This window comes from Roseomonas aerilata DSM 19363 (assembly GCF_000711725.1).
GTDB lineage: Bacteria > Pseudomonadota > Alphaproteobacteria > Acetobacterales > Acetobacteraceae > Roseomonas > Roseomonas aerilata.
In genome coordinates this window covers 94,210-120,253 of sequence record NZ_JONP01000013.1, presented here as the reverse complement: position 1 = coordinate 120,253, position 26,044 = coordinate 94,210, and the positions used below count along the sequence as shown (strand labels likewise).

Below are 26,044 nucleotides of genomic sequence, written 5' to 3'. Positions count from 1 at the left end.
CCCCTCGGCGAAGGCCTTTGGCGGCTCTTGCAGGGGGCGGGGCAGGATCGCGCCGTTGCTCCGCGGGCACCCTCACGCGGGATCGTGATATCGCACTGCAAGTCACGGATATCCCCGGTGACGCGCGCCGCACCGCGCCCTAGAAGGGCGCGCCCCACCCTGCCGGGGCCTTCTGCATAGGACGAACCGGTGATCAACAAGATCCTCAAGGCCTCGCTGCTGCCCACCCTGGCCCTGCTCGCCGCCTGCGCCACCCCGCCCGCGCCCACCCCCGCCGTGGCCCCGCCGCCGGAAGAGGCCTTCCGCGGCGTCTGCACGCAGCGCTTCCCGAACGCCACGCCCTTCGCGGTGACGAAGTGCATGTACGAGGAACTGGACAAGTCCCGCGGCGTGACGCCGGCCAGCAGCACCCCGGCGCCGGCGGCCGAGCCTGCGCGCAGCACCGCGCCGGCCCGTAGCACGGCACCCGCCCGTAGCAGCACCCCGGCGGCCCGCCGCGCGCGCTGATCCCGGCAGGGCCTGGGTCCTGGGCTGGTGACTCGGGGGAGAGGAGGAAGGGACTCTTCCTCTCCCCAGACCTGCTGAAGGCCGTGCCGTCGACCGGTCATCCTTTCCCTCGGTTTTGAGAAGTCTCTGCCGCCGCTGTGCCTCGGTGCATGACCGGGAGTGCTGCGCGTTGGGAAAGCTTCCGCCCGGGCCAGAAAAGGGCCCAAGAGCCTCAGGGTCTGGGCCAGTGAAGTGGTTCACGCTCTTGCAGCGGGCGAAGGCAGCCGCAGTAGCCCCCTACGCCCCGTCGCGCGGCAGGCAGCGTCCGGAAAGGCCGGTTCGCGGCGGGCCGAACCGCGCACCCACCGCCCTCGAAACGGGAGGCGAGGAGCAGATCACGCCAGCCCCTTACCCCTTCCCGGGCGGGCTGTCAGATCCCCATCACCCGCCGCGTCGCCTCGAAAACCAGATTCCCCGGCTCCCCGAAATCGAAGACGAGATCGAAGTGGTTCGAGCGCGGCCGGGGCGGCACCACCGTCGCCTCGCAGCCGGCCTCGCGCAGGGCACGGGCGAAATCCTCTGTCTGCCGCTTGAACTCGCCGGTCTCCGTGTCGCCATAGGCCAGCACCACCGGCAGGCCGGAGGGCAGGGGCAGCAGGGCCGGGCTGTTCCGCGCGGCCGAGGCCTCGTCGAGCCGCATCCAGGCGTTGATATGCGTGGCCGGCAGCGGCCGCAGGTCGAAAAGACCGGAGAGCAGCGTCGCGCCCACGACGGCCCGTTCCGGCAACCCCAGCGCGGCCTGCCATCCGGGAGCGATCATCATCCCCGCGAGGTGCCCGCCCGCGCTGCTCCCGGCGACATGGATGCGGGAGGGATCGCCGCCGAAGCGCGCGATATTCGCGTGCACCCAGGCCAGCGCACGGCGGCATTCGTCCACGATCCGGGCGAGGCTCGCCGCGGGCGCGAGGGTGTAGTTCACCGAGACCACGCAGGCGCCCGCCGCGACGAAAGCCGGCGCCATGGAACCCGCATCGGCCGAATCCAGCGCCCGCCAGTAGCCGCCATGGATGAAGACGAGCACCGGCGCCCCCTCCCCAGCCGGATAGACATCCACCCGCTCCGGCTCGGTCGGCCCGTAGCGCTCGGTGGACCAGGGCAGCACGGCCTTCGCGGCGTCGGTGCGCGCGCGGTAGGCGGCGATGATCCTCTCCACCTCCGGCGTGGTGGCGCGGGCGTTGTACTCGCGGTCGAGGTCGATGCTCATGCTCCTCCCTTGGAAGGAAGGCGGTGGCTAGACGCCGATCCAGGCGCGCACGCGCTCCTGGTCGCGGTCCAGCTCCGCCCCCGTGCCGGTCCAAACCGTGCGGCCCTTCTCCAGCACCGTGTGCCGGTCCGCGAGGCGCCGCAACGCGGCCAGCGTCTTGTCGATCAGCAGGATCGCCTGCCCCTCGGCCTTCAGCGCGGCGAGGGTGGACCAGATCTCCGCCCGGATCACCGGCGCCAGCCCCTCCGTCGCCTCGTCGAGGATGAGGAGGTGCGGGTTGGTCATCAGCGCCCGCCCGATCGCCAGCATCTGCTGCTCCCCGCCCGAGAGCGTGCGCGCGGACTGCCCGGCCCGCTCCCGCAGGCGTGGGAACAGGCGGAACACCCGCTCCAGCGTCCAGGGATTGGCGGCGCGTTCCCGGTCGGCGGCGGTGGCCACGAGGTTCTCGCGCACGGTCAGTGTCGGAAAGACCTGCCGCCCCTCCGGCACCAACCCGATGCCCCGCCGCGCCACGCCCTCGGGCGGCAGGCCGGATACCACCTTGCCGCGGAAATCCACGCGCCCGCCGCGGGGCGGGTTCAGCCCCATGATGGCGCGCACCGTCGTCGTCTTGCCCATGCCGTTGCGGCCGAGCAGCGTCACCACCTCGCCGGGCCCGACCGAGAGGTTCACGTCGAACAGCACCTGCGCCGCGCCGTAGCCGGCCTGCAGCCCCTCCACCCTGAGCATCAGACCCCCTCCTCCTCGGAGAGATAGGCGGCGCGCACCTGTGGGTCCTGCCGGATCTGCGCGGGCGAGCCGGAGGCGATGCAGTGGCCGTAGACGAGCACCGAGATCCGGTCGGCCAGACTGAACACCGCGTCCATGTCGTGCTCCACCAGCAGCATCGGGATGCGGCCCTTCAGCCCGCGCAGCACCTCCGTCATCTTCAGGCTCTCCGCCGCCCCGAGCCCCGCCATAGGCTCGTCCAGCAGCAACAGCCGCGGGCCCGTTGCCAGGGCGACGGCCAATTCCAACTGCTTGCGCTCCCCGTGCGAGAGGTCGGCGACGGGCAGCCGCCAGCGCGCCTCCGCCAGCCCCACCTGCATCAGCGCCTCGCGGGCCGGTTCCAGCAGCCGCCCATCGCGAGACGCATCGCGCCAGAAGCGGAAGCCGTGCCCCGCCCGCGCCTGCACGGCCAGTGCGACATTGCCCTCCGCCGTGTCGTCCTCCAGCAACTGCGTGATCTGGAAGGTGCGGGACAGGCCGCGGCGCACACGCGCAGGCGTGGAGAGATGCGTGATCTCCTGTCCCATGAAGCTGACCACGCCCGCATCCGGCGTGATCTCCCCCATGATCTGGCCGATCGCGGTCGTCTTGCCCGCGCCGTTCGGCCCGATCAGCGCGTGCAGCTCCCCCGGCATCACCTCGAGCGAGAGGTCGTCGGTCGCGGTGAGGCCGCCGAAGCGCTTCACCAGCCGTTGGACGGAGAGAACAGGTTCCTCAGCCACGGGGCGCCGCCCCCGGGCGCATCGGAAGATCCGGCACCGCCCGATCCTCGGGCTGCACATGCCTCGGCGGCAGCTCACCCGCCGGCAATGCCCCCGCCCCCCGCCCGCGCATCCCCGAGATCAGCCGGATCGCCCCCATCAGCCCGCCGCGGGCGAAGAGCACGACGAGCACGAGGATCGGCCCCTCGATGAACTGCCAGTGCTCCGTCAGCCCCGAGAGCGTGTACTCCATGGCCACCAGCACCGCGGCCCCGAGCGCCGGCCCCACCAGCGTGCCGAGGCCGCCGAGGATCACCATCACCATCAGCTCGCCCGACTTCGTCCAGTGCATCATGTCCGGCGAGACGAAGCGCGCCTGGTTCACCATCAGCGCCCCCGCCATGGCGGCCCCCATCCCCGCGATGACGAAGGCCGCGAGCTTGTAGGGATAGGTGCGCACCCCGATCGCCGCCATCCGCCGCTCCCCCTGCCGGATGCCGGACAGCACCCGCCCGAAGCGAGAGCGCGAAACACGGTCCATGAGGAACAGCCACGCCGCGAGCAGCCCGAGGCAGATCCAGTAGAGCGTCGCGGGATCGCGAAGATTCATGCCCAGCACCGGCGCCACCCGCCGGATCGCCAGCCCGTCGTCCCCGCCATAGGCCTTCAGCGAGACAAACAGGAAAAACAGCATCTGCGCGAAGGCGAGGGTGATCATGATGAACTGCACGCCCGCGGTGCGCAGCGACAGCGCCCCGATCACCAGCGCGCCGAGCCCGCCGACGAGGATCGCGAGCGGCAGCGTCACCAGCAGGTCGTTCGTGCCGGGGATGACGCCCAGGAACGGCTCCCCCGAGACGTAATGCGCGTAGAGGATGCCCACGACATAGCCGCCCAACCCGTAATAGGCGGCGTGCCCGAAGGAGACGAGGCCGGCACCCCCGAGCAGCAGGTTCAGCGAGGAGGCCGCGATGGCGTAGATCGCGATTCGCGTGGCGAGCGCCACCGTCGCCGGGCTGCCGAGCATCGGCGCCACCACCGGCACGAGGGCCGCGAGCGCGAGCAGCAGCACCGCCCAGGCCCGTTCATCCCGCATCAGGTTACGCATGGGCAGGAAACAGCCCGCGCGGCTTGGCCAGCAGCACCAGCGCCATCAGCAGATAAACCCCCATCGAGGCGAGCCCCGCCCCCAGCGCATCCGCCTCCGACCCCGCCATGACCTGCCGCAGCAGCCCCGGCACATAGGCGCGGAGCAAGGTGTCCACGACGCCCACCAGCACCGCCCCGAAGAGCGCGCCGCGCACCGAGCCGATGCCGCCGATCACCACCACCACGAAGGTAAGGATGAGGATGCTCTCCCCCATTCCTACCTGCACCGAGAGGATTGGCCCCGCCATCAGCCCCGCCAGACCCGCCAGCAGCGCCCCCAGCCCAAACACCAGCGTGTAGAGCAGCCGGATATCCACTCCGAGCGCTCGCACCATCTCGCGGTGCGTCGCGCCTGCACGCACGAGCATGCCGATCCGCGACTTCTGGATCAGCAGGTAGAGGCCGAGCGCGACCGCCAGCCCCACCGCAATGATCAGCAGCCGGTAGACAGGGTAATCCACCCCTGGCAGCACGCGCACCGCGCCCCGCAGCCCCTCTGGCACGTTCACGAAGAGGGGCTGGCGCCCGAAGAGCAGCACCATCCCCTCGTTGAAGAAGAGGATGAGCCCGAAGGTCGCCAGCACCTGGTCCAGGTGGTCGCGCGCGTAGAGCCGGCGCAGCACGACGAACTCCACCACCATCCCCGTCGCCGCTGCGGCCGCGAGACCGGCCAGCAGCGCGAGCCAGGGCGATCCCGTCGTCGTCGCGGTGATCGCCGCCGCATAGGCGCCGACCATGTAGAGCGAGCCGTGGGCGAGGTTGATCACGCCCATGATCCCGAAGACGAGGGTCAGCCCCGCCGCCAGAAGGAACAGCGTGACGCCGAGCTGGACGCCGTTCAGCAACTGCTCCAGCAGAAGCGCCACGCCGGGTGTCATGTCAGAACTGGCCCATCAAAAATGACACTGGGAGGAGTAGGCATCCCCGTGGTCCGTCAGCACGCGGTCCTTCGTCACCAGCGCGGGCTTGCCGGCCACGTTCTCCACCTTCAGCGCCCACCAGTCCTGCACGGGATGGTTGTTCGACCCGAAGGCGAACTTGCCGCGCGTGCTCTCGAAGTTCGCGGGCTTCATCGCGCGGTAGAAGGCCTCGGTGTCGTCCACCTTGCCGCCCGTTCCCTTCAGCGCCGCGCCGATCGCCAGCGCCGCGTCGAAGCTCTGCTGCGCGTAGAAGGTCGGGAGGCGGTTGAACTTGCTCTGGAAGGCCGCGACGAAGCGCTTGCTCGGCTCGTTCGGGAAATCCGTGTTCCAGTGGCTGGTCAGGTTCACGCCAACAGCCGCCTCGCCCACCGCTGCCAGCGTCGTCGCGTCCATCGAGGGGGCGGCGAGCGTCATCGGCAGGTTCGCCATCAGCCCGGCCTGGATGTACTGGCGCAGGAAGGCGATGCCGAGGCCGCCCGGGTGGAACTGGTACACGCCGTCCGGCGCCGCCGCGCGGATCTGCGCCATCTCCGCGGCGAAGTCCGTCTGGTCGAGACGCGTATAGACCTCGCCCGCGAGCTGCCCCTTGTAGAGCCGCTTGAACCCCGTCAGCGCGTCCCGTCCCGCCTGGTAGTTCGGCGCGAGGATGAACATCCGCTTCTGCCCGAGATTCGTCGCGAGCTGCCCCGCGCTCTCGTGCAGGCTGTCGTTCTGCCAGGCAATGGACCAGAAGTTCTTGTTGCACTCCTTCCCCGCCAGGTTCGAGGGCGAGGCATTCGGCGAGACATAGATCCCACCCGCGTCCAGCACGTCCGGCGCCACGGCGCCGAGCACGTTGGAGAAGACGATCCCGGTCAGCAGCCTGATGCGCTCGTTCTTCATGAAGCGCTCGGCCACCTGCTTGCCCTGGCCGGGGCGCAGCCCGTCATCCTCCACCAGCAGCTGCACGGGCGCGCCGCCGAGCTTCCCGCCCTCCATGTCGATCGCCAGCTGGAAGGCGTCGCGGATGTCCTGGCCCAGATAGCTGCCCGCGCCCGAGAGCGTGGTGATCATCCCGATCTTCAGCGGTGCCCCCTGGGCGATCGCCGGGCGGGAGAGCGGGGAGGCGGCGAGCGGCGCCAGCCCGAGAGCGGCGCCGGAAGCGAGAAGCCCGCGGCGATGGATCGTCATGGAAAGCCTCCGTTCGTTTCGTTGAAGCCTAAAGTATCTTCCGGGCACGCGTCCACACGAAGATGAGCCGCCCTACTCCACCCGCGCGCCCGAGACCCGCACCAGCTCCGCCTTCACCGCGAAATCCGCCGCGATCATCGCCGCCGAGGCCTCCGGCGTCGCTGCGTGCACGGTGTAGCCGTTCGGCAGCAGGTGCCGGTCCCGGATCACCGGCTCCTCCAGCGCCGCCGCCACGTCCTTCTGGATGCGCGAGAGCAGCGCCACTGGCGTGCCCGTGGGCGCGAAGAGCCCGAACCAGGTGCGCGGGTCGGCCTCCGGATACCCGGCCTCGATCAGCGTCGGCACCTCTGGCAGTTGCGGCAGGCGCGTTGGCCGCCCCACGGCCAACGCGCGCAGCGCCCCCGTCGCCAGGAACTCGCGCGACGACGCCACGCCCGAGAGCGTGCCCTGAACCTCGCCCGCGACGGTCGCCAGCACCGCCGGCGTGAGCCCGCGATAGGCCACCTGCGCGATGTCGATCCCCTCCCGCGCCTTGATGCTCTCGAACAGCAGGTGCGGCTGGCTGCCCGGCCCGTAGGAGCCGTAGTTCAGCGCCCCCGGCCGCGCCCGCGCCGCCGCCACCAGCCCTGCCATGTCGCGTGCCGGCACCGAGGGGTTCACCAGCACCATCTGGTGCACGTCCAGCAGGTAGGAGACGGGCACGAGGTCCTTCATCGGGTCGTGCGGCAGCCGCGCGTGCATGTGCGGGTTCGAAGTGATGGAGGAATCGGAGGTCATGAGCAGCACGTGCCCGTCCGGCGCCGCCTTCACCACGGCGTCCGTGCCAGGGATGGTCGCGCCGCCCGGGCGGTTGTCCACCGTCACTGTCTGCCGCCACGTCACCGTCAGCCGGTCTGCCAGCGCCCGCGCCAGCGCGTCCAGGCCGCCGCCGGGCGGATAGGGCACGACGATCCGCACGGGCCGGTCGGGCCAGGCGGGCTGCGCCAGGGCAGGCGTGGCCAGAAACGGGGAGGCGAGAAGGGAGCGTCTGCGCAACATTACGGTGATCCTCTGCCCGGGGCCGATGCAGGTTTCGGGCCGCCCCGAAGGCCCGGCCTGTTCAGCAAACCTTCGCGGGGCGCGCCCCGCACCCGCAATCAGAAGAGGTGCCGCTCCAGCCGCGCGACCGTGTCGGCGGGTGCCTCCAGCTTGGCCTGGTGGCCGATGCCCGGCTGCATCGCCAGCACGGCGCCGGGGATGGCCCCGGCCAGGGCGCGGCTGACCTCGGGCGGGTTCACCCGGTCCTCGCTGCCCACCAGCACGAGCGTCGGCGCCCGGATGCGCGGCGCGAAGTCGAGCGTGTCCGTCGCGTCGCTCGCCCGTGCCGAGCGCATCAGCCCCTTCGCATGGGTCGCGGCGAGCGAGCCCCGCACCCAGTCCGCCACCACCTCCGGCGTGCCGGGCGCGACGAGGTTCGACCAGCGCTTCCGCGCCAGCGCCATGCCGCCCTCGGCCACGCTCTCCGCGCGCATCGCCAGCATCCGCACCCGCTCGGCCTCCGGCTTCCAGCGCTGCCCGCGGGAGGCCCCGAGCAGCGCCAGCCGCCCCACCCGCGCCGGGTGCTCCGCCGCCATCACGGCGCCCACCATCGAGCCGAAGGAGGAGCCCACGACATGCGCCCGCCCGATCCCCAGCGCATCGAGCAGCGCGACCGCCGCCCGCGCGTAATCGGTTGCCGCCGGCGCCTCCGCCGCGAAATCGGCGGAAAGCCAGTAGCCCGGCGCGTTCCAGGCGACCACGCGCGCTCGCCGTGCCAGCGCCGGCAGCACGAAGCGCCAGCCGGTGGAGTTGGAGCCGATGCCGTGCATCAGCAGCACCGCCTCCGGCCCCTCCCCGGCCTCCATGAAGGAGATCCGCCCGTGCTCCAGCCCGAGCGCCGCCGCGTCCAGCTCGGCGAAGCGCGTCTCAGGCAGGGGCGGCGCCTCGCTGCCGTCGGGGTGGCGGATCACAGGCTCACCCAGCCCTCCGGCGGCGTCTTGCCGGGGTGCAGCGTGCCGCAATGCGGGCAGGTGCGCTTCTCCTCGCTCGCGTAGAACTCGGCGTAGAGCGGCGGCAGGTCCTTCACGATGTCCTTCACCACCAGCTCGATCCGGTGGACCCGCCCGTTGCACGTGAAACAGTACCACTCGAAGGCGTCCTTCACGCCCTCGGGCCGGCGGCCTTCCACCACCAGCCCGACTGAGCCGGCCTGTGGTCGCTGAGGCGAGTGCGGGGTGTGCTTGGGCAGCAGAAAGACCTGCCCCTCGCGGATGGGGATGTCCTGGATGCGCCCGTCCATGTGCACCTTCAGCACCATGTCGCCGCGCAGCTGGTAGAAGAACTCCTCCACAGGGTCGTCGTGGAAGTCCACGCGCTGGTTCGGCCCGCCGACGATCTGCACGACCGTCTCCGCGTCCTCGAACAGCAGCTTGTTGCCCACGGGGGGCTTCAGCAGGTGCTCGTTCTCCGCGATCCATGCCTTGAAGTCGAAGGGCTTCTTCATTGCCGGTCTCCGGGAAGCAAGGCCGCGGGAGGTGAACTCCCCCGGACCCCCTCCTTTTTTTTATCAGACAGAAAAAAGACGGGGGTCCGGGGGAATTCCTTCCCCGGCCTTCCTACTCCGCCGCCTGCCGGATGGGCCGCAGCCCGCAGCCCTCGAAGGCCGCCCGCGTCGCCGCCCGCTCCGCCTCGGTCAGTTGCAGCATCGGCCGCCGCACCGGCCCGCCCGCCTGGCCCAGCAGCTCCATCCAGTACTTCGTGTGCGCCGGCGGCTTGCCGCCGGGCTTGGTGGAGCGGATCGCCTGCCGCACCGGGGCCAGGCTGTCGAAGACCCGCCGCGCCTCCTCGGCCCGCCCGGCGAAGGCGAGGTCGGTGTATTCCCGCATCCGCGTGTCGCCCGCCGTCTGCAGCATCGCGGGCGGGGAGGAGCAGAGATAGAGCCGCCATCCGAGTTCCAGGATGTTGTCGAGCCACTCGTCCTCACTGGCCGTGCTCACCAGCAGCGCGTCGCCCGCCCGGCGGGACAGTTCCGAGTACATCTCCCGCGGCACGGAGTACTTGATCGCGACGATGCTCGGGATCTCCGCGATCCGCAGGCAGAGGTCGGGGCTCATCAGATAGCCGCTGTCCGGATGCGACCACATGGCGATGCCGAGCCGCGTGCGCTCGCTGATATAGCGGTAGTACTCCACCAGCGTCTCGTCGCGGTCGTGCAGGAAGTGCAGCACGGGCGCGTGCACCACAATGAAGTCCGCCCCGCAGGCCTCCGCATGGGCGGCCAGCTCCAGCACCGTGTCCAGGTTCCCGTCGGAGCAGGACATGATGCTCCGCTTGCCCGTCTCCCGCGCCACCTCGGCCGCGATGGAGAAGCACCGCTTCCGCTCCTCGACGGACATCGAGAAGAACTCGCCCTGCTTCCCCGCGACGAAGACGCCGTCCACGCCCAGTTCGGTGAACCAGTAGCGGAGGTTCGCCCGGAAGCCCGACTCGTTCAGCGACAGGTCCGCCCGGAAGGGTGTCGGCGCCGCGCACCAGATGCCGCGCAGGTGGGCGCGGGCAAACTCCTTGGCCTCCGCCCGATCATAGGTGCCGCTCATGGCTGCTCTCTCCCGGGAATGGTGGGTGCAGCCTATCGGCACCGGCCGCGTTGGGGGAAGCCCGGCCCGTTTGCACCCTTCCAAGGTCCGATGCCCGGCCTTCCACATTCCGCGTGCACGCCGGCCCCGATGGCGCTTTAATGACACCCCTCCGCGGGAGGACCTGTTGGACGCATTGCGACTCCTGATCGAGCTGGCAGGGGAGGCCGCCCTCCTCCTCTTCGGGCTGCACCTCGTGCAGCGCGGGGTGGAACGGGCCTTCGGGGCCAACCTCCGCCGCGCGGTCAACGTCGCCCTCGGCTCCCGCCCCCGCGCCTTCCTCGCCGGGCTCGGCGTCACCGCCGCCCTTCAGAGCAGCACCGCCGCCGCCCTCATGGTCGGCGGCCTCGCGGCCCGCGGGGCGCTGGGGCTGGAACCGGCGCTGGCGGCCATGCTCGGCGCCAATGTCGGCACGGCGCTGATCGTCCAGCTTCTCTCCTTCGACGTGCGGGCGGTCTTCCCTGCCCTCCTCTTCCTCGGCTGGGCCGCCTACCGGCGCCCCAAGCTCCGCCAGCGCGAGGCCGGGCGCGCGGTCATGGGCCTTGGCCTCATGCTCGCCGCCCTGCACCTCATGCTCGACAGCATGGCGCCGCTCCAGGCCTCCCCCGCCTTCCGGGAGGTCCTGCACCTTCTCGCCGGCTCGCCGCTACTCAACCTCCTCGCCGCGGCCCTGCTCGCCTGGGCGATGCACTCCTCGGTCGCGGCCGTCCTCCTCGTGGGGTCGCTGGCCGGCGCCGGGGCGCTCGGTCCGGAGGCCGCGGTCGCCATGGTCCTTGGCGCCAATCTCGGCAGCGCCGTCACCCCCGTCCTCGCCGCTCGCGGGGAGGAGGCGCGGGACCTCTCGCGCCAGCGCCTGCCGCTCGGCAACCTGCTGAACCGCCTGCTGGGCGCCCTCGTCGCGCTCGCCCTGCTCGGCCCGCTCACCGAGGCGCTCCGCGCCCTCGATCCCGCGCCGGCGCGGCTGGTGGCGAACGCCCACCTCGCCTTCAACCTCCTCCTCGCCCTTGCGAGCCTGCCCTTCCTCACGCCCTTCGCGCGCGTCCTCGCCCGCCTGCTTCCCGCGCCGCCCGCGGCCGCCGACGCCGCAGCCCCCCGCTATCTCGACCCCGAGGCCTTCTCCACCCCCGCCGTCGCCCTCTCCAACGCCGCGCGGGAGGCGCTGCGCATCGCCGACGAGGTGGAGGCCATGCTGCGCGACGCCGCCGCCGCCCTCCGCCGCGCCGATATCGAGCGCGCCCGTGCGACCGCCCGGCGCGACGACGTCGTGGACAACCTCCACCACGCCGTCCACGCCTACCTGGCCGGCCTCCCCCGCGAATCTCTCACCCCCGCCGAGGCGACGCGCCTTGAGGAGATCCGCGACCTTGCCATCGTGCTCGAGCACGTGGGCGACATCGTCGAGCGCGGGCTGGCCCGCCACGCCACCCGTGCCGCCCGCCGCGGCACGCAGCTCACGCCCGAGCTGGCCGACGAACTCGTCGCCCTGCACCACCGCGCCATCGCCCAGCTCCGCCTCGCCGTCGCCGTCTTCATGGGGGCCGACACGGCCGCCGCCCGTCAGCTCGTAGTGGAGAAGGAAGCCTGGCGCCGGGCCGAGCGCGCCGCCGCCGACCGGCTCGGCCGCAGCGCCGACGACGCCTCCGCCGCCACCGCCCGCCTGGCGCTGGACGTGACCCGCGACCTCAAGGGCATCGCCGGGCACCTCGCCGCCCTGGCCCACCCCCTGCTGGAGCGCGAGGGCTTGTTGCGCGTCAGCCGCCTGCGGGCCGCGCCGGCGGCCTGAACTTCCGACCGGCCGGGGCGTCGCATGTTTGCGGCGCCGCGCGGAGGTGGCAGAAAGGCGCGGCACGAGGGCGGGGTTCGGGATGGGCAAGCTCCAGGTCTTTATGAGTCCGATGGGGCTTGTGATCTTCGGCATCCTGCTGCTTGGCGTCGTCGTCGGCATGGCCTTGCGCGGGCCCAAGGCCCGCCGGCGCGGTGGTGGCGCGACCGCCGCGTTCGATCCTGATTTCGAGGAGGAGGAGCACGGCTCCAAGGCGAGTCGCCCCGGCGAGTATCCGGACTTTGCCAGCCTGCTGGAGCATTTCATCCAGCCGCTGGCGCAAGCCCATCCCGGCTGGGAGCGGCTCGACGGCGCGCGTGGCGTGCCCGGCCAGCCGGTTGCCTGGTTCCAGTGGAACGGCATCCGCTACAGCCTGGGCGGAGAAACCAGCCTCGCCGCGATGCTGCGCGCGAGGGACTGGATGCGGGAGAATCCCGGCGCGGAGCCCCTCGTGATCAAGCCGACGAAACGCGGCGCGGGGCGCCTTGCCCTCAACCCGGAGATCGGCTGGGCCCATGACAAGGAGGTGCGGATCGAAACCGGCTGACTTGCCGCCCCGCCTGCCTGGCGACGTTCCTGGACGCCGCTTCCATCGGCACCTGACATAGGGGAAGGTGCCGGTCCGACTGGAGAGGTCCCCTCGATGCTAACCTTCGTCATCCCCGTTCGGCACCAGGACACCGTTCGTCACTGGGGATCGATGAAGGAGGTGATGGCCGCGACCATCCATTCGATAGCGAGCCAGCGTTCGGGCGCATGGGAGGCGATCGTGGTTGCCAACCGGGGCGCCGATCTTCCGGCCATGCCGTCGGGGTTTGATGTGGTCCGGGTGGACTTCGCGCCGGCCATCCTGCCGCCTTCGCAAGAGGAACGGTTAGAGGCGGTCCGCCGGGACAAGGGCGGGAGGATTCTGGCGGGGCTGATCGCGGGCCGCCCGAAGGGCCATGTCATGGTGGTCGATTACGACGACCTCGTGAGGTTCCGGCTGTCGGAACTTGTCTCGGCCAACCCGACGAGCAATGGCTGGTACTTCGAAACCGGCTTCCTGTACTCGGGCGGGGAGGAAGTCCTCGCCTACGAGAGCCGGTTCTACGCGTTCTGCGGGACCTCGCACATCGTCCGCGCCGACCTGCTGAGGATCCCCGCCGCCTTCGAGCAGGCGGACCAGGGATATGTCAGCCAATGGCTCGGCAGCCACAAGGCCATCAAGAGAATGCTCGAGCAGGCGGGAACGCCGCTGGAACGGCTGCCGTTCCCGGGCGCGATCTACCGGATCGGCCATGCGGACGCCACCAGCCGTTCGGGAAACATCAGGCGGTTCCTCAACCGGAAGGCCGTGAAGCCGCAGCTGCACGTCACGGAACCGCAGCCCCTCGACAAACAGCTTCGCAACGCCTTTTTCGGCGGCCTCGGCCCTGATGGAGCAGGAGCTTAACCGATGTCAGAACCGGGCATTTCAGGGAATAACCTATGGATCTGGCATAGCTAAGGGGGTGTTCTGGAATCAGCCGTGATCGTCGAGCGGGTTGTTAGCCCATCCGCTTAGGATTTTCCGCAGTGTCGAGGCGGGTCCGTAGTTGAAGCGCCACTCGCACTCGGCGAGGAACAGGGGAAGGACTGGCGCGGGATGCCGTTGAAGCGGCACAAAGTCTTGAGCGGATAGGCCAACAGCCCGCTCACCGGTTCCAGCTGATACCACTCACCCTCATCTATGCCAGCTCCAAAGAAGATGATGATGAAGTCGAGGGGAGAAAGACTTCCTTCCCTCTCTCCCTGGCGTCACCAGGCGCCTCACCCCTCGATCGGACGCCGTTCTTCTCCGCCCTCGTAACATAACCGCCCGGCCCGCGTTCCCTGGTGGTCCTCGACCAAGTGGAGCCAATGCCGGATTCCGTCCCCTCCCGCCCGTCCCGTGCCCAGGGGCCGGCGCGCTCCAGCCTTTCCCGCCCCAACCTCTCCGCCGAGGTGGCCGCCGCCGGCGTGCCCAATGGCGGTCCTGGGGTCTTCTATGCCGGCATTGCCCTTGTCGGCGTGCTCTACGTCACCCGCGAGCTGCTGGTGCCGCTGGCCCTCGCCATCCTCCTCGCCTTCGTGCTGGCACCGGTGGTCCGCGCCTTCCGCAAGATCGGCGTGCCCCGCGTCGCCTCCGAGATGCTGGGCGTCATCCTCGCGGTCGCGGTGATCGCGGGCCTCGGCGCGCTGATGGGCCGCCAGCTGGCCGAGCTGGCCAACGACCTTCCCTTCTACCAGGCCACAGTCACCCAGAAGCTCACCGGCCTCTTCGGAGACCATGGCCCGCTCGGCCGCGCCTCGGAGCTGCTGCGCTCCCTCGGCGAGGGCCTCTCCTCGAAGGATTCCTCCGCCGCCTCTCCGGCAGCCACCGCGCAGTCCGGCCTGCCGCCCCTTCCGGTGGAGGTGCGCGAGCCCGCGCCGGGCCTCCTCGTCGTCATGCAGCGCGTCGTCGGCCCCCTGCTCGGCCCCGTCGCCACCACCGGCATCGTCATCGTCTTCGTCGTCTTTCTCCTTCTCTACCGGGAGGACCTGCGGGACCGCGTGATCAAGCTGATGGGCTCGCGCGACCTCCAGCGCACCACCGCCGCCATCAACGACGCCGCCTCCCGCCTTTCCCGCTACTTTCTCGCGCAGACGGCGATGAACGCCGCCTTCGGCCTCGGCATCGCCGCCGGGCTCTGGGCCATCGGCATCCCCAACCCCCTGCTCTGGGGCGTCATCGCGGGGCTGATGCGCTTCGTCCCCTTCATCGGCGGCTTCATCGCGGCCGCCTTCCCCCTCCTCCTCGCGATCGCCGTGGATCCGGGGTGGACGATGCTCATCTGGGTCATCATCCTCTTCGCCGTCGCCGAGCCGTTGATGGCCCAGGCGGTGGAGCCGATGGTCTATGGCCACTCCACCGGCCTCTCACCCGTCGCCATCCTCCTCGCCACGGCCTTTTGGGCCTGGCTCTGGGGACCGATCGGCCTGCTGCTGGCCACCCCGCTCACCGTCGGCCTGGTGGTTCTCGGCCGCCACGTGGACCGCCTCGAATTCCTCGACGTCCTCCTCGGAGACCGCGCCGCGCTCGCCCCGCCCGAGGCCTTCTACCAGCGTGCCCTCGCCGGCGATGCCGACGGCCTGGCCGAGCAGGCGGAACTTCAGCTCCGCGGCATGCCGCTCCTCGCCTACTACGACAGCGTCGCGCTGCCCGGCCTCTCCCTCGCCCAGGAGGACGCGACCCGCGGCGCCCTCAACCGTGCCCGGCTCGACGTGCTGCGCGCCCGGGTGGACGAGCTGCTGGACGACCTCTCCGAGCACGAGGACGTCGAGCCCCCGGCCATCGAGGCCGATGGCCCGGTGCAGCGGGAGAACGACGGCGCGCCGGGCCCCGACGCCCCGCCCCCGCCTCCGCCCCCCGCACCCCCGGCCGAATGGGCCAAGCCTGGCACCGTCCTCTGCGTCGCCGGCCGCGGTCGGCTGGACGAACAGGCCACTGCCATGCTCGCCCAGGTGCTCACCCTCGCCGGCTATGGCGCCACCACTCTGCCCGCCGAAGCCCTGCGCGACGCCACGAATCAGGCAGGGACGGCCGTGCCGGAAGGAGCCCGCGCCGTGGTGCTCTCAGCCCTTGAGGGCGGCAGCGGCGCCACCAGTGCCCGCTACGCCATCCGCCGCCTGCGACGCCGCTTCCCCAACGCCCTGCTCGTCGCCGGCGTCTGGGGCGCCGAACGCGACAGCCCCGTCCTCGCGGCCCTGCGGGAGGAAGGCATGCGAAGCTGCGAGGCCCGCTCCCTCCGCGATGCGCTGGCCTGCCTCTCAGCCGAGGCGACCCCGGCAGAAGCCCCGCCAGCCGTGACTTGATGGAGGCGGTCCGCCAGGGTGAACGCGCAGCGTTCATCTCGTCCTGCCAAGGGCCTGAGGCCCATGGATCCCCCTCTGGCTATCGTGGAACCGCCCTAAACATGCAGTCCCCTGGCTCATGAACCGGAGACGCACCGGCCGCGAAGCGACTTAAACCCGAAGAAAAAGATGATGGTGGGGGGGCCGGGGAGAGGAAGAATTCCTTCTTCCTCTCCCCGGGGTCACCCGCGAAGCCACATTACCCCAGCAGGGCCGCCGCCAGGTTCACCGCTGCCGCCAGGATCACCGCGTTGAACAGGAAGGCGAGCGCCGCGTGGCCGAGCACCGCGCGGCGTATCGTTGCCGTGCGCGTCGTCACGTCGGAGACCTGGGCCGTCATGCCCACCGTCATCGCGAAGTAGAGGAATTCGGGAAAATCAGGCCGGTCGTTGCCGGGGAAGTCGAGGCCCTGCCCGCCCAGCCAGTGCACATGCGCGTAGTGATGCGCGAAGAGCACCTGCACGAAGAGCCAGGAAACCACCACCGTGCCGCCCGCCGAGAGGGCGGCGCCCGTGGCCTGGGCGGTGCCCTTGGCGGTCGCCAGGTCCGCCACCACCGCGCCGAGCGCCGCGAGGGCGGCGATCACGCTGGCCAGGAGGATGCCCCACTGGTCCTGGTCGAGCGCCGCGGCCCGGGCGGCGAGTTCCTCGGGCTCATCGTCCCAGAGGGTCACGGAGATCGCCACGGCGTAGGTGAAGGCTGAGGCGTTCCAGAAGGCGAGCACGGCGCTGGTGCCGCGCAGGCCGACCAGCCAGGCCACCAGCCCCGCCGCCAACCCCAGCACGAGCGAGGACAGGAGGATGGGGCGGCGCTGCAGCCGGGCAGGAAGCATCGCCGCGCTCACCCCTCCCCGGTTTCCCCGATGGGTGCGACCTCGCCGGTCATGCCGGCCAGCACCTCCGCCACGTGGCGCACGCGGATGGGACTTGCCTCCCGCTTGAGGCGGCCGGCCATGTTCAGCAGGCAGCCGAGATCGCCCGCCAGCAGCGTGTCGGCGCCCGTTCCGCGGATATCGGCCACCTTGTCCGTCACCATGCGGGTCGAGATCGCCGGGTACTTCACGCAGAAGGTGCCGCCGAAGCCGCAGCACAGCTCGGGCTCGGCCAGTTCCTTCACGGTGAGGCCCGGCACCTTGGCGAGAAGGGCACGGGGCTGGGCCCGCACCCCCATTTCCCGCAGGCCGGAGCAGCTGTCGTGATAGGCGGCGATGCCGTCATAGGCGGGGCGGGCGGCGTCGAGGCCCATCACGTCCACGAGGAAGGAGGTGAGCTCGTGCGTGCGGGCCGCCAGCGCCTCGGCCTTGCCGCGATAGGCGGGGTCGTCCTCGAAGAGCGCGGGGTAGTGGTGCGCGATCATCCCCGCGCAGGAGCCGGAGGGCGCGACGACGTGGTCATAGCCCATGAAGGCGTCGATGACGGCGCGGGCGAGGTCCCTCGCTGTCCCCCGATCCCCGGAATTATAGGCGGGTTGGCCGCAGCAGGTCTGGGTGGCCGGCACCTCGACCTGGCACCCCGCCTCCTCCAGCAGCTTCAGGGCGGCGAAGCCCACGGAAGGTCGGTAGAGATCGACGAGGCAGGTGACGAAGAGCGCGACGCGGGGCTTGGTGTCGGACATCCCGCCCAAGATAGGCGGGCGGCGGGACCGCGCCAATGTTGCCCTCTTGGGGCCGCCCTCCTCCTACCGGGGCCGCAGCACCCAGATCCGCCCGGTCTCGCGCATCCGCCCCGCCGCGGAGCCGGCCGCCTCGCCCCAGCCCCAGAAGAGGTCGGCGCGCGCGGGGCCGCGGATGGCGCCGCCCGTGTCCTGGGCCACCACCAGCCGCTCCAGCCGTCCGCCCTCCGTCGGGTGGCGCGTCTCGATCCACAGGGGAAGGCCGAGCGGCACGTGGCCGCGATCCACGGCCACCGAGCGACCGGGGGTCAGCGGCGCGCCGAGAGTTCCGGCCGGCCCGCCCACGGTCGGCAGGTCGTCGCGCCAGCGGAAGAAGACCCAGGAGGGGTTGGCGTCCATCAGCGCCCGCGCCTCCCCGGGCGGGGCGGCGTGCAGCCAGGCACGGAGCGAATCCATGGAAACCTGTTCCCGGGCCATCGCCCCGCGCTCGATCAGCACGCGGCCGATGGGCACGTAGGGATGCGCGTTCTTGCCGGCATAGCCGAGCCGCCGCTCGCTCCCGTCCGGGAAGACGGCGCGGCCGGAGCCCTGGATCTGGAGGAAGAAGGCGTCCACCGGGTCCGCCCAGGCGAGCACCTGCCCTGGCCAGGCACCCGCCGTCACCGCCGCCTCGGTCGAGGCGCGCGGCAGGTCGGGCTGCCCAAGAGGGGGCGGCGCGAGGAGCGGCGCGGTGAAGCCCGGCGCCCGGACAGGCGAGACGCGCAGCACCGGTTCGTAATAGCCGGTGACCAGCCCCTCACCCGCGAGGACCGGCTCGAAATAGCGGAGGAAGAAGGCGCGGGCCGCGGCATCGTTGCCGGGCGGCACCAGCGGCGCGGCCGCGCAGGCCGGCGCCAGCGTTCCCGGATCGGCGAGCGCTGCGCAGCCCGCGACAAAGGCTGGCACCGCCTCGGAGAGCCGGTCCCGCTCCCAGCGCGGCGAAGGCGTGCAGCCCGGGGCGACCCCCGCCGCGAGGAAGGCGAGGAGAAGCCGAATTGCCCGAGGAATGATCAGGCGGAGCGGGTGCTGGTGAGCTTCCAGGCGGGGTCGCTGCTGCGGACGTCGCGCTGGAAGGTCCAGATATCCGTCAGCTCCGTCACCGCATCGGTGCCCGCCACGGGCTTGCCAGCGGCGTCCGTGGTCATGTTCACCTGGTCCGATACGAAGCGCACGGTGACCTCGGCGGTGGTGCCGCGCAGGTCGGCGCCGTCGATCGTGGCCTCGCGGATCTCCCGGATCTCGGTGCGCTGCTGCTCGCCCTTCGCCTCGCGGTCGGTGATGGCCGCCTCGAAGCCCGCATAGGTCTCGTCGGAGAGGAGGTTGCGCAGCGCCACCCGGTTACCCGAGGCGAAGCCCTCCACGATCATCCGGAAGGCCCCCTCCGCGCCACCGAGGAAGCCAGCGGGATCGAAGGAGGGATCGGCCGAGCGGATGCGCGCCAGCGCCTGGCCGACCGGCCCGCGCGGGTCGGGCACGCCACGGGTCGGCGTCGCCGCCGCAGGCGCAGCCGCGCCGGCCAGGGGCGGCACGGGCAGCGAGCCGCGCTCTCCGGGCGGGCGCTCGAAGCCCGTCCGCCGTCCCAGCACGCTGCGCAGGCGCAGCACCAGAAAGGCCGCCACCATCCCGAACAGAATCAGGTCAACCGGGAAACCGCCGCCCTGCATCATGATCTCCTCATGACACAATAGTTAGGCGCGCGGTCCCGCCGCCGCAACCGGCCAGCGCGAGACCGGGAGCTCCCTCGCCACCTTTCCCGGGAACGGCCGCGGAGGCGCGGGCGTTGTGCGCGCGGCCCCCGCCCGCTATCGGCAGGGCCAAGACCGGAAGGGGACCGCCCATGATCCTGCTGCGACACGGCCAGAGCGAGTTCAACCTTCATTTCAATGCCACCCGCCAGGATCCCGGCATCGAGGACCCGCGGCTCACCCCCCTCGGCCACGAGCAGGCGGAGGCCGCGGCCGAGGCCCTGGCGGCGCAGGGCGTCACCCGCATCCTCGCCAGCCCCTATACCCGCGCCCTGCAGACGGCGGCCCCTCTTGCCCGCCGCCTGGGCCTGCCGGTCCATGTCCAGCCCCTGGTGCGGGAGCGCTTCGCCTTCACCTGCGACGTCGGCTCCCACCGCGACGACCTCTGCGCGGCCTGGCCCGAACTCGACTTCGACCATCTCGACGCGATCTGGTGGCCGCAGGAGGAGGAGGGCAGCGACAGCATCCTCTCCCGCGCCCGGCTCTTCCGCAGCGAGATGCGCGAGCGTCCGGACTGGCCGCACACGGTGGTGGTCTGCCACTGGGGCTTCATCATGGCCATGACCGGGCTTTCCGTAATGAACGGCCAGTGGCTGCGGGTGGACCCCACCGAGGACGGCCCCCTGACGGTCTCCTGGCACCACGGCTGAAGCGGGCGCCGCCGGACCCGGACTGACAGCACCCCCGGCCCGTGCTCCCCCGCCGCACCGCCGCCCCTCCGACGAAGGCTGACCCGATGTCCGACCTGCCGCCGCTTCCCAACACCCCGCCCAACGGCGCCGACCAGCAGCCCCAGAATGTTCAGCCGCTGGTCGTGAACATGCAGTACGTGAAGGACCTCTCCTTCGAGGTTCCCGGCGCGCCCGAGATCTACACCTCGATGCGCGAGCAGCCGCGTATCGACGTGGCGCTGGACGTCCAGGCCCGCGCCCTGCAGGACGGCGGCAACGTCTTCGAGGTGACGCTGCAGATCCGCGCCGACGCGAAGACCGCCGACGGCACCACCGCCTTCATCGCGGAACTCGCCTATAGCGGTATCTTCACCGTGAACGTGGGCGCGGACGTGCTGGAGCCGGTGCTGCTGGTCGAGTGCCCGCGCCTGCTCTTCCCCTTCGCGCGCAACATCCTCTCCGACGTCACGCGCGACGGCGGCTTCATGCCGGTGGCCCTGACGCCGATCGACTTCGTCGCCCTCTGGCAGTCCCGCCGAGGCCAGGGCGGCGCACCGGCCAACGTCGCGCTGGCCTGACGCGTCCCGGTAGCGCCTGCCAGGCGGGTGCTGCCCTGTTCTTGGCGATAGGGTTCCAGCCCTTGGCCCCCGGGAAGGGCTCCTCCCTCTCCGGACCTCACCCGCCAAGGGCCTGAGGCCCCTGGACCCCCATCTGGCTGGCGCGGATGCGGTGATTGAGGACTGGTCCTGGTTGTTAACGCCATTCCTGCGCGGCCGGTGCGCCTCGGGTCTATGACCCGAGGCGCACCGGCCGCAGAAGCCTTCCCACTCGAAGAAGAAGATGATGGTGAGGGGTCCGGGGAGAGGAAGAATTCCTTCTTCCTCTCCCCGGGGCCGCCAGTGCCGACCGGAACGAGGGCCTGAACCCTCAGCCCCCTTCCGCCGGAAGCGCCGCCGCCAGCAATTGCTGCCCTGCCCGCTCGAGCGCGTCCGCCGCCTCGCCCGCGCCGAGGGAGGCCGCGGAGGAGAAGGCGCCTTCCGTCAGCATCATCAGCGTATCGCCCAGCATATCCGGATCGGCGGCGCCGGCCTCGGCGGAGACCCGCCGGAGGGCTTCGCGCAGGCCGCGCTTGAAGTTATCGGCGACCTTGCGGGCGGGGTGCTCGGGATCGGGGAACTCGGCGATGGCGAGGCCGAGCGAGCAGCCGCGGAAGCCCGGCTGGCGCAGCTCCGCGACGGCTGCCGCGAGGTAGGCGGCCGGGCGCTCGCGCGGGGGCGTCGCAGGGCCCAACGCGTCCCGGTACCAGGCCGCCTCCTGGTCGCAGTCGTCGCGCAGGATGCAGGCCACCAACTCGTCCTTTGACGGGAAGGCCCGGTAGAGGCTGATCTTCGTGGTGCCGGCCACCCGGCACAATTCCTCGACGCCCGTGGCGCGGATGCCCTGCCGGTAGAACAGATCCCGGGCCACCTCCCTCAGTCGCTGCGCGGCCGTACGGCGCGGGGGGGTCGCGGACACTTCGCTCACGGTCACCTCTCTGTCTGACCGGACGTAAAGCCTGTCCGGAGGGGGGTTGCAATGTGACCGACCGGTTCGTATCAATGTCACGAACCGGTCGGTATCATCCGACCGCCGGAGATTGGCCATGCCGACCCCATTTCGCAAGGGTCTCGTCCCGCTGGCGTTTGCCCTCGCCCTGCCTGTCCTCCCCCTCGCCGCCCAGCCCGCGCCCCCCACCGTCACCGTCTCCGAGCCGGTGCGCCGCAACGTGACCGAGTGGGAGGAGCACATCGCGCGGCTCGAGCCCTCGGCGCGCGTGGAACTCCGCCCCCGCGTCTCCGGCCAGGTGGAGCGCGTGCATTTCCGCGACGGTCAGGTGGTGCGGGCCGGCGACCTGCTCTTCACCATCGACCGCGTGCCCTTCGACATCGCGGTCGAGAGCGCGCGGGCCGAGCTGGCGCGCGCCGAGGCGAAGCTCGAGCTGGCGCGGCAGGAGATCGACCGCACCTCCTCCCTCGTGCGGGAGCGCTTCGCGCCCCAGGCCCAGCTCGACACCCGCCGCGCCGCCCAGCGCGACGCCGAGGCCGGCATCACCGATGCCCGCGCCAAGCTTCGCCAGGCGGAACTGGAGCGGAGCTGGGCCGAGGTGCGCGCGCCCCAATCCGGCCGCGTGTCGGACCGCCGGGTGGATGCCGGCAACCTCGTCCAGGCCGGAAGCACCCTGCTGACCACCATCGTGGCGCTGGATCCGATCTACGCGACCTTCGACCTCAGCGAGGCCGACTACCTCCGCTTCGCCCGCCGCGGCGCGCGCGCCGAGGGTGACGGGGCCGAGCCGGTGCGCCTGCGCCTGGCCGACGAGGTCGAGTTCGGCCGGCAGGGCCGCCTCGACTTCCTCGACACCGCGCTGAACGACCGCTCCGGCACCATCCGGGCGCGCGCGACGGTCGCCAACCCCGACCTCTTCCTCACCCCCGGCACCTTCGCCCGCCTGCGCCTGCGCGCCGGGGAAGGCGACGTGCTGCTCGTACCCGACGCCGCCATCGCGGCCGACCAGGCGGCGCGCGTGGTGATGACGGTCGCGGCCGATGGCACCGTGGTCGCGAAGCCCGTGACCCTCGGCCCCGTCGTGGACGGCCTGCGCGTGGTGCGCGGCGGCATCTCGCCCGAGGACCACGTGATCGTCGCCGGCCTGCACCTCGCCCGCCCCGGCGCGCGCGTGACGGCGGAGCTGCGCCCCGCGGCGCCGCCCCGCCTCGCGAACGCCCAGTAGGGAAGCCGGTAAGGAACCGCCGCCATGCGCTTCGCCCAGTTCTTCATCGCGCGGCCCGTCTTCGCCTCGGTGATCTCGATCGCGATCGTGCTCATCGGCGCCATCTCGGGCTTCCGGCTGCCGATCAGCGAGTATCCGGAGATCGCGCCGCCCACCGTCACCATCGCCGCCACCTATCCCGGCGCCTCCGCCGCCGTGATTGCCGAGACCGTCGCCTCGCCCATCGAGCAGGAGATCAACGGCGTCGAGGGGATGCTCTACGTCACCTCCCAGGCGACGGGCGACGGGCGGCTCTCCGTCAACGTCGTCTTCCGCCAGGGCGTGGACGTGGACCAGGCCCAGGTGCTCGTCCAGAACCGCATGGCCGTCGCCGAGGCGCGGCTGCCCGAGGAGGTGCGGCGGCTCGGCATCACCGTCCGCAAGGCCTCGCCGGACATCATGATGGTGATCCACCTCTTCTCGCCGGACGGATCGCGGGACGAGCAGTACATCTCCAACTACGCGATGCTGAACGTGAAGGACCGCATCGCGCGGCTCGACGGCGTGGGCGACGTGCAGGTCTTCGGCGCGCGCGACTACGCCATGCGCATCTGGCTCGATCCCGCCAAGGTCGCCGCCCGCGGCCTCACCCCCGGCGAGGTGCTGGAGGCGCTGCGCCGCGCGAACGTGCAGGTGGCCGCGGGCGGCCTCAACCAGCCGCCGACCGAGGCCTCCAACGGCGCCTTCCAGCTCAACATCCAGGCGCTGGGCCGGCTGCGCAGCGTGGAGGAGTTCTCCGACATCGTCGTCGCGACCGGCGAGGGTGGTGCGCCGCTGCGCCTGCGCGACCTCGCGCGGGTGGAACTGGGCGCGCAGGACTACACGCTCAGCGCCTATCTCGACGCCGACAAGGCGGTCGCCATGCCGGTCTTCCAGCGCCCCGGCTCCAACGCGTTGGCCACCGCCGCCGCGCTCCGCGCGACGCTCGAGGAGCTGAAGCGCGACTTCCCGCCGGGCCTCGACTACAGCACCGTCTACGACACCACCCAGTTCATCGAGCAGTCGATGGAGGCGGTGGTGCACACCTTCGTCGAGGCCATCATCCTCGTCGTGCTGGTGGTGATCCTGTTCCTCCAGTCCTGGCGCGCCTCGATCATCCCGCTGGCGGCCATTCCCGTCTCCATCATCGGCACGCTCGCCTTCATGTCGGCGCTCGGCATCTCGCTGAACAACCTCTCGATGTTCGGCCTCATCCTCGCCATCGGCATCGTGGTGGACGACGCCATCGTGGTGGTCGAGAACGTGGAGCGCCACATGGCGGAGGGGATGGACCCCGTCGCCGCCACGCGCCGCACGATGGACGAGGTGGGCTTCGCGCTCATGGCCATCGCGCTCGTGCTCTGCGCGGTCTTCGTGCCCACCTCCTTCATCGCGGGCATCTCGGGCGCCTTCTACCGGCAGTTCGCCGTCACCATCGCGGTGGCAACGCTTCTCTCGGCCCTCGTCTCCCTCACCCTCTCCCCCGCGCTCGCGGCCCTGCTGCTGCGGCCGCACGGCCACGCGCGCGCGACCGGCTGGCGGGCCGTGCTCGGAGCGCCCTTCGGCCTCTTCTTCCGCGGCTTCAACCGCCTCTTCGACCTGCTGTCGATCGGCTACAGCGGGGTGACGCGGCGGCTCGTGCGGCTCTCGGCCGTGCTGCTCATCCTCTACGCGGGGCTGCTCGCCTTCACCGGCTACACGGTGGGCAAGACCCCCACGGGGCTGATCCCGCCGCTCGACCGCGGCTACCTCATCGCCGCCTTCCAGCTGCCGCCGGGCGCCGCCCTCTCGCGCACCGACGCCGTGGTGCGCCAGGCGGCGAAGGACGTGCTGGAGATCCCCGGTGTCGCCCACGCCGTCGCCTTCACCGGCTTCGACGGCGCCACCTTCACCAACGCGCCCAATTCAGGCGTGATCTTCCTCACCCTCAAGTCCTTCGAGGAGCGCGAGGCGGAGCACCTCACCTTTCCCGGCATCACCGCGGCCGTGCAGGCGCGGCTGATGGGGCAGCGGGACGCGCTGGCCCTCGTCATCCCCCCGCCCTCCGTGCCCGGCATCGGCACCGGCGGCGGCTTCAAGCTCTACATCCAGGACCGTGGCGACCGCGGCTCCCGCGCGCTGGAGGAGGTGACGAACCGCATCGTCGCCGCTGCCAATCAGCGGCCCGAGATCGCCATGGCCTTCACCCTGTTCAACACCAAGACGCCGACGCTGCGCGCCGAGGTGGACCGCAGCAAGGCGGAGATGCTCGGCGTGCCGCTGTCGCGCGTGTCGGAGGCGCTGTCGGTCTATCTCGGCTCGGCCTTCGTGAACGACTTCAACATCCTCGGCCGCACCTACCGCGTCACCGCCCAGGCCGAGGAGACGCAGCGCCTCACCCCGCGCGACGTCGCCCTGCTCCGTACCCGCAACCAGGACGGCGCGATGGTGCCGATCGGCGCGCTCGCGTCGCTCGAGCCCGACAGCGCTGCCTACCGCGTGCCCCGCTACAACCTCTACCCCGCGGCCGAGGTGCAGGGCGCGGGCAAGCCCGGCATCTCCACCGGCCAGGCGATCGCGGCCATGGAGGCCCTGCTGCGCGAGGAACTGCCGCCCGGCTTCGGCTACGAGTGGACGGAGATTGCGCTGCAGGAAACCACCCAGGGCAACACCGCCCCCATCGCCTTCGGCCTGGCGGTGGTCTTCGTCATCCTGCTGCTCGCCGCCCTCTACGAGAGCTGGCTGCTGCCGCTGGCGGTGGTGCTCATCGCACCGATGTCCGTGCTGGCCGCCCTCACCGGCGTGGTCTGGCGCGGGCTCGACAACAACGTGCTCGTGCAGGTCGGCCTCGTGGTGCTGATCGGCCTGGCGGCGAAGAACGCGATCCTCATCGTCGAATTCGCCCGCCATGCCGAGCAGGAGGGCATGACCCGCTGGGAGGCCGCCGAGGCCGCGGCCCGCACCCGCTTGCGGCCGATCCTCATGACCTCCCTCGCCTTCATCCTCGGCGTGCTGCCACTCGCCGTCGCCACCGGCGCGGGCGCGGAGATGCGGCAGAGCCTCGGCGTGGCCGTCTTCGCGGGCATGCTCGGCGTCACCGCCTTCGGGCTCATCTTCACGCCCGTCTTCTACGTGGTGGCGCGGGCCCTCGCGCGGCGGGAGCGGGGGGCGGCGGTGGCCCACGGAGAGGGCGCTGCCCTCTCCGAACCTCTCCCGCCAAGGGCCTGAGGCCCTTGGATCCCCGTCTGGCTGGCGCGGAACCTTCCTTCACGTGTCGTCGCCTCGGGTCCACGACCCGAGGCGCACCGGCCGCAAAGCATCTCCGACTTGAAGAAAAAGATGAGTGGGGGTCTGGGGGAGAGAATTCATTCTCTCCCCCAGCGT

Annotated in this window: 24 protein-coding genes; 9 read left to right on the top strand and 15 right to left on the bottom strand. The window is 71.4% G+C overall.

All coding sequences use genetic code 11. From position 1 onward, the window contains the following. Nucleotides 1-189 precede the first annotated feature (189 nt). On the top strand, nucleotides 190-507 hold the full coding sequence (locus tag BO39_RS16360; protein ID WP_043835239.1) for a hypothetical protein: 318 nt from the start codon (nucleotides 190-192) through the stop codon (nucleotides 505-507). Between the two features lie 409 nt (nucleotides 508-916). On the opposite strand, the gene BO39_RS16355 is transcribed toward BO39_RS16360, so the two are convergent. The 10 genes from BO39_RS16355 to BO39_RS16310 form a co-directional block, all read right to left on the bottom strand. Next, nucleotides 917-1,750, bottom strand: a complete 834-nt coding sequence (locus BO39_RS16355; protein WP_043835237.1) for an alpha/beta hydrolase — start codon at nucleotides 1,748-1,750, stop codon at nucleotides 917-919. Nucleotides 1,751-1,777: 27 nt separating this feature from the next. Then, nucleotides 1,778-2,479, bottom strand: coding sequence for an ABC transporter ATP-binding protein (locus BO39_RS16350; protein WP_043835235.1), 702 nt, complete (start codon nucleotides 2,477-2,479; stop codon nucleotides 1,778-1,780). Continuing rightward, nucleotides 2,479-3,240, bottom strand: a complete 762-nt coding sequence (locus tag BO39_RS16345) for an ABC transporter ATP-binding protein (protein WP_043835233.1) — start codon at nucleotides 3,238-3,240, stop codon at nucleotides 2,479-2,481. The genes BO39_RS16350 and BO39_RS16345 overlap by 1 nt, the downstream gene beginning before the upstream one ends. After that, nucleotides 3,233-4,315 carry a branched-chain amino acid ABC transporter permease gene (locus BO39_RS16340; protein ID WP_156963717.1) on the bottom strand — a complete coding sequence of 361 codons (1,083 nt, stop codon included), beginning with the start codon at nucleotides 4,313-4,315 and terminating at the stop codon, nucleotides 3,233-3,235. Before BO39_RS16340 ends, BO39_RS16345 begins: the two co-directional genes overlap by 8 nt. 4 nt (nucleotides 4,316-4,319) lie before the next feature. Further along, nucleotides 4,320-5,234: a branched-chain amino acid ABC transporter permease gene (locus BO39_RS16335; protein ID WP_043835353.1), complete on the bottom strand. Its 915-nt coding sequence runs from the start codon at nucleotides 5,232-5,234 to the stop codon at nucleotides 4,320-4,322. 27 nt (nucleotides 5,235-5,261) lie between these two features. Then, nucleotides 5,262-6,458 carry an ABC transporter substrate-binding protein gene (locus BO39_RS16330; RefSeq protein ID WP_043835231.1) on the bottom strand — a complete coding sequence of 399 codons (1,197 nt, stop codon included), beginning with the start codon at nucleotides 6,456-6,458 and terminating at the stop codon, nucleotides 5,262-5,264. Nucleotides 6,459-6,530: 72 nt separating this feature from the next. After that, nucleotides 6,531-7,496: a Bug family tripartite tricarboxylate transporter substrate binding protein gene (locus BO39_RS16325; protein WP_043835229.1), complete on the bottom strand. Its 966-nt coding sequence runs from the start codon at nucleotides 7,494-7,496 to the stop codon at nucleotides 6,531-6,533. A 98-nt stretch (nucleotides 7,497-7,594) separates the two neighbouring features. After that, a complete protein-coding gene (locus BO39_RS16320) occupies nucleotides 7,595-8,446 on the bottom strand; it encodes an alpha/beta fold hydrolase (RefSeq protein ID WP_052402192.1) in 852 nt (283 codons plus the stop codon). Beyond that, nucleotides 8,443-8,979, bottom strand: a complete 537-nt coding sequence (locus BO39_RS16315) for a 3-hydroxyanthranilate 3,4-dioxygenase (protein WP_043835228.1) — start codon at nucleotides 8,977-8,979, stop codon at nucleotides 8,443-8,445. The genes BO39_RS16320 and BO39_RS16315 overlap by 4 nt, the downstream gene beginning before the upstream one ends. 112 nt (nucleotides 8,980-9,091) lie before the next feature. Continuing rightward, nucleotides 9,092-10,072, bottom strand: coding sequence for a dihydrodipicolinate synthase family protein (locus BO39_RS16310; RefSeq protein ID WP_043835225.1), 981 nt, complete (start codon nucleotides 10,070-10,072; stop codon nucleotides 9,092-9,094). Between the two features lie 166 nt (nucleotides 10,073-10,238). Between BO39_RS16310 and BO39_RS16305 the strand changes: the two genes are divergently transcribed. The 4 genes from BO39_RS16305 (at nucleotide 10,239) to BO39_RS16290 (ending at nucleotide 15,788) form a co-directional block, all read left to right on the top strand. Beyond that, nucleotides 10,239-11,894 carry a Na/Pi cotransporter family protein gene (locus BO39_RS16305; protein WP_043835223.1) on the top strand — a complete coding sequence of 552 codons (1,656 nt, stop codon included), beginning with the start codon at nucleotides 10,239-10,241 and terminating at the stop codon, nucleotides 11,892-11,894. An 82-nt stretch (nucleotides 11,895-11,976) separates the two neighbouring features. Next, complete coding sequence (locus BO39_RS16300) at nucleotides 11,977-12,480, top strand: hypothetical protein (protein ID WP_043835221.1); 504 nt, start codon at nucleotides 11,977-11,979, stop codon at nucleotides 12,478-12,480. 165 nt (nucleotides 12,481-12,645) lie between these two features. Beyond that, entirely contained in the window at nucleotides 12,646-13,368 is a 723-nt protein-coding gene (locus tag BO39_RS16295; protein ID WP_156963716.1) for a galactosyl transferase, read from the top strand. 446 nt (nucleotides 13,369-13,814) lie between these two features. Next, nucleotides 13,815-15,788 (top strand): AI-2E family transporter, encoded by a 1,974-nt coding sequence (locus BO39_RS16290; RefSeq protein ID WP_052402191.1) that lies wholly within the window; start codon nucleotides 13,815-13,817, stop codon nucleotides 15,786-15,788. A 238-nt stretch (nucleotides 15,789-16,026) separates the two neighbouring features. On the opposite strand, the gene BO39_RS30040 is transcribed toward BO39_RS16290, so the two are convergent. The 4 genes from BO39_RS30040 to BO39_RS16270 all read right to left on the bottom strand — a co-directional run bounded on the left by BO39_RS30040 (nucleotide 16,027) and on the right by BO39_RS16270 (nucleotide 19,144). Then, nucleotides 16,027-16,671, bottom strand: coding sequence for a DUF1345 domain-containing protein (locus tag BO39_RS30040; RefSeq protein WP_052402190.1), 645 nt, complete (start codon nucleotides 16,669-16,671; stop codon nucleotides 16,027-16,029). Then, nucleotides 16,668-17,441 carry a (Fe-S)-binding protein gene (locus tag BO39_RS16280; RefSeq protein WP_043835349.1) on the bottom strand — a complete coding sequence of 258 codons (774 nt, stop codon included), beginning with the start codon at nucleotides 17,439-17,441 and terminating at the stop codon, nucleotides 16,668-16,670. Before BO39_RS16280 ends, BO39_RS30040 begins: the two co-directional genes overlap by 4 nt. 63 nt (nucleotides 17,442-17,504) lie before the next feature. Next, entirely contained in the window at nucleotides 17,505-18,383 is an 879-nt protein-coding gene (gene mltA, locus BO39_RS16275; RefSeq protein WP_052402189.1) for an MltA domain-containing protein, read from the bottom strand. A gap of 104 nt (nucleotides 18,384-18,487) precedes the next feature. Continuing rightward, on the bottom strand, nucleotides 18,488-19,144 hold the full coding sequence (locus BO39_RS16270) for a Tim44/TimA family putative adaptor protein (RefSeq protein WP_245615203.1): 657 nt from the start codon (nucleotides 19,142-19,144) through the stop codon (nucleotides 18,488-18,490). 170 nt (nucleotides 19,145-19,314) lie between these two features. Between BO39_RS16270 and BO39_RS16265 the strand changes: the two genes are divergently transcribed. Together BO39_RS16265 and secB are read left to right on the top strand one after the other, a co-directional pair. Continuing rightward, complete coding sequence (locus tag BO39_RS16265; RefSeq protein WP_043835216.1) at nucleotides 19,315-19,872, top strand: histidine phosphatase family protein; 558 nt, start codon at nucleotides 19,315-19,317, stop codon at nucleotides 19,870-19,872. Between the two features lie 86 nt (nucleotides 19,873-19,958). Further along, nucleotides 19,959-20,471 (top strand): protein-export chaperone SecB, encoded by a 513-nt coding sequence (gene secB / locus BO39_RS16260; RefSeq protein ID WP_084698170.1) that lies wholly within the window; start codon nucleotides 19,959-19,961, stop codon nucleotides 20,469-20,471. A 349-nt stretch (nucleotides 20,472-20,820) separates the two neighbouring features. Here the strand turns inward: secB and BO39_RS16255 are convergent, their stop codons facing one another. Further along, nucleotides 20,821-21,417, bottom strand: a complete 597-nt coding sequence (locus BO39_RS16255) for a TetR/AcrR family transcriptional regulator (RefSeq protein WP_245615202.1) — start codon at nucleotides 21,415-21,417, stop codon at nucleotides 20,821-20,823. 118 nt (nucleotides 21,418-21,535) lie between these two features. On the opposite strand from BO39_RS16255, the gene BO39_RS16250 reads away from it, so the two are divergent. Next, a complete protein-coding gene (locus tag BO39_RS16250) occupies nucleotides 21,536-22,663 on the top strand; it encodes an efflux RND transporter periplasmic adaptor subunit (RefSeq protein ID WP_043835214.1) in 1,128 nt (375 codons plus the stop codon). A gap of 24 nt (nucleotides 22,664-22,687) precedes the next feature. Beyond that, complete coding sequence (locus BO39_RS16245) at nucleotides 22,688-25,888, top strand: efflux RND transporter permease subunit (RefSeq protein WP_052402188.1); 3,201 nt, start codon at nucleotides 22,688-22,690, stop codon at nucleotides 25,886-25,888. Nucleotides 25,889-26,044: the final 156 nt, after the last annotated feature.